This is a genomic window from Bradyrhizobium sp. AC87j1 (assembly GCF_002936975.1).
GTDB classification, from domain to species: domain Bacteria; phylum Pseudomonadota; class Alphaproteobacteria; order Rhizobiales; family Xanthobacteraceae; genus Bradyrhizobium; species Bradyrhizobium shewense.
Genome location: NZ_PTFE01000218.1, coordinates 1 through 2,046, shown reverse-complemented (window position 1 = coordinate 2,046; position 2,046 = coordinate 1). Strand labels below are relative to the sequence as shown.

General features: G+C 65.5%; 2 protein-coding genes. Both read right to left on the bottom strand.

Annotated elements, in window-relative coordinates:
* Nucleotides 1-87 precede the first annotated feature (87 nt).
* Nucleotides 88-987: an ABC transporter permease gene (locus tag CV770_RS40875; protein ID WP_091964233.1), complete on the bottom strand. Its 900-nt coding sequence runs from the start codon at nucleotides 985-987 to the stop codon at nucleotides 88-90.
* Between the two features lie 9 nt (nucleotides 988-996).
* The gene (locus tag CV770_RS40870; RefSeq protein WP_091964236.1) at nucleotides 997-2,010 is read right to left on the bottom strand and encodes an ABC transporter permease; all 1,014 of its coding nucleotides are present in this window, start codon (nucleotides 2,008-2,010) and stop codon (nucleotides 997-999) included.
* Nucleotides 2,011-2,046 lie beyond the last annotated feature (36 nt).

Here is a 2,046-nt window from a genome sequence, read left to right as displayed (position 1 = left end):
CCCCAACCCTCCCCCACAAGGGGGGAGGGAGCGAGAGAGACGTGCCCTCGTCCCAGCTTCGCGGCACGCACTCGAACCCGACCACCATCACGTCCTCCGCTGGGGATCGACGATGTCGCGAAGGCCGTCACCGAGGAGGTTGAAGCAGAACACGGCGATCATCAGGGCAAGGCCGGGGAAGAGCGCGATCCACCATTCGCCTGACACCATGAAGCCGGCGCCTTCGGCGACCATGATGCCCCATTCGGCCGTGGGCGGGCGGACGCCGAGGCCGATGAAGGAGAGGCCGGCGGCGTTGAGAATGGCATAGCCCATGGTCAGCGACATCTGCACGATCATGATCGGCATGATGTTAGGGAGAATGTGCACCAGCAGGATGCGGAATTCGCCGTTGCCGGAGAGGCGCGCGGCCTGCACGAAGCCGGCGTTGCGGCGCACATTGGCCTCGGCGCGCGCGACGCGGGCGTAAAGCGGGAAGTTCACGATGGCTGTGGCGAGGATGATGTTCTGCACGGTGTTGCCGAGCGCGGCGACGATGCCCATGGCCAGCACGAACAGCGGGAAGGCCATGATGGTGTCGGCGATGCGGCCGACGATGCGATCAGTCCAGCCGCCAAAATAGCCGGCGGCGATGCCGGCAAGGCCGCCCATCAGGAACACCAGCACGACGGAGGCGACCGCGATGAACGTATCGAGCCTTGTTGCCACGACGACGCGGCTGAAGATGTCGCGGCCGAGCTGGTCGGTGCCGAACCAGTGCGCGGCCGACGGCGGCTTCAGCGCCGCGGCGGTGTCGGAGGCGAGCGGATCGTACGGCACCACATAGGGGCCGACGATCGCGGCGGCGAGGATCAGGATCAGCAACGCGAAGGCAAAGCCGGTGACTTTGTTCTCGCCCAGCACGTAGCGGGTCTGTTCGAGGATCGCAGTCAGTCCCGAGGTGCGTGCGGGACCGACGGGTTCAACAGCAGGCGCAACGGAGCTCATTGTGTCCCCCTAGCCTTCAAGCCTGACGCGCGGATCGATCACGCCGTACAAAATGTCGATCACGAGATTGAGCAGCACGTACATGACCGCCATGGTCAGCACAAAACCTTGCACCGGCGCGAAGTCCGACGAGATCAGCGCTTCCACGGCGTAGGAGCCGATGCCCGGCCAGGCGAACACTTTTTCCACCAGCACGTTGGCGCCGAGCAGGAACGAGAACACCATGCTGAGCGTGGTGATCACGGGCAGCATCGCGTTGCGGAAGGCGTAGGTGACGATGACGGTCGTCGGGGACAGGCCGCTGGCGCGCGCGGTGCGGACGAATTCGGACGCGAGCACCGCCAGCATCGAGGCGCGCGTCATGCGCGCGATCGGCGCCAGCGAGAAGATCGCGAGCGTCGTCGCTGGCAGGATCAGCTGGCTCAGCGCCGAGCGGAACGCTTCGAGATCGCGCGCGATCAACGTGTCGATCAGATAGAAGCCCGTGACGGTCGGCGGGGCGCTGGTGAACACGTCGAGCCGGCCGAGCGGGGCCGGCGACCAGCCGAGCCGGAAATAGAAGACATAGACCAGCACGAGGCCGGTGAAGAACACCGGCAGCGAGACACCGGCTGTCGTCGTCACGCGACATAGATGGTCGAGCCATGATCCCGGCCGCGTTGCAGCCAGCACGCCGAGCGGAATCGCGATCACGACGGACACGATGAGGCCGAGCAGTGTCAGTTCGGCCGAGGCCGGCAGGCGGTTGCGGATTTCGGCTGCCACCGGCTGGCCCGTGGTCAGCGAGTTGCCGAAATCGCCATGGGCGAGATCGTTGGTGTAGCGGAAGAACTGCTCGATCAGCGGCTTGTCGAGGCCGAGTTTCTTGCGAATCTGCTCGACGGCTTCCTTGGTCGCGGCCGGGCCGGCGAAGTAGGCGGCGGGATCACCGGGCAGCGCCCGCGTCAGCAGGAAGGTGACGATGACGACCCCGATCAGCGAGGGAATCGCGAACATCAACCGCTTGCCGATCATGGTCAGCATGGGGCGCTCCTGATGTGCTCGGTTTGGAAATGAGAT

What these genes read in the sequence shown, in the direction of transcription:
- CV770_RS40875 (WP_091964233.1), bottom strand. Translation starts at nt 987, where the DNA reads ATGAGCTCCGTTGCGCCTGCTGTTGAACCCGTCGGTCCCGCACGCACC.
- CV770_RS40870 (WP_091964236.1), bottom strand. Translation starts at nt 2,010, where the DNA reads ATGCTGACCATGATCGGCAAGCGGTTGATGTTCGCGATTCCCTCGCTG.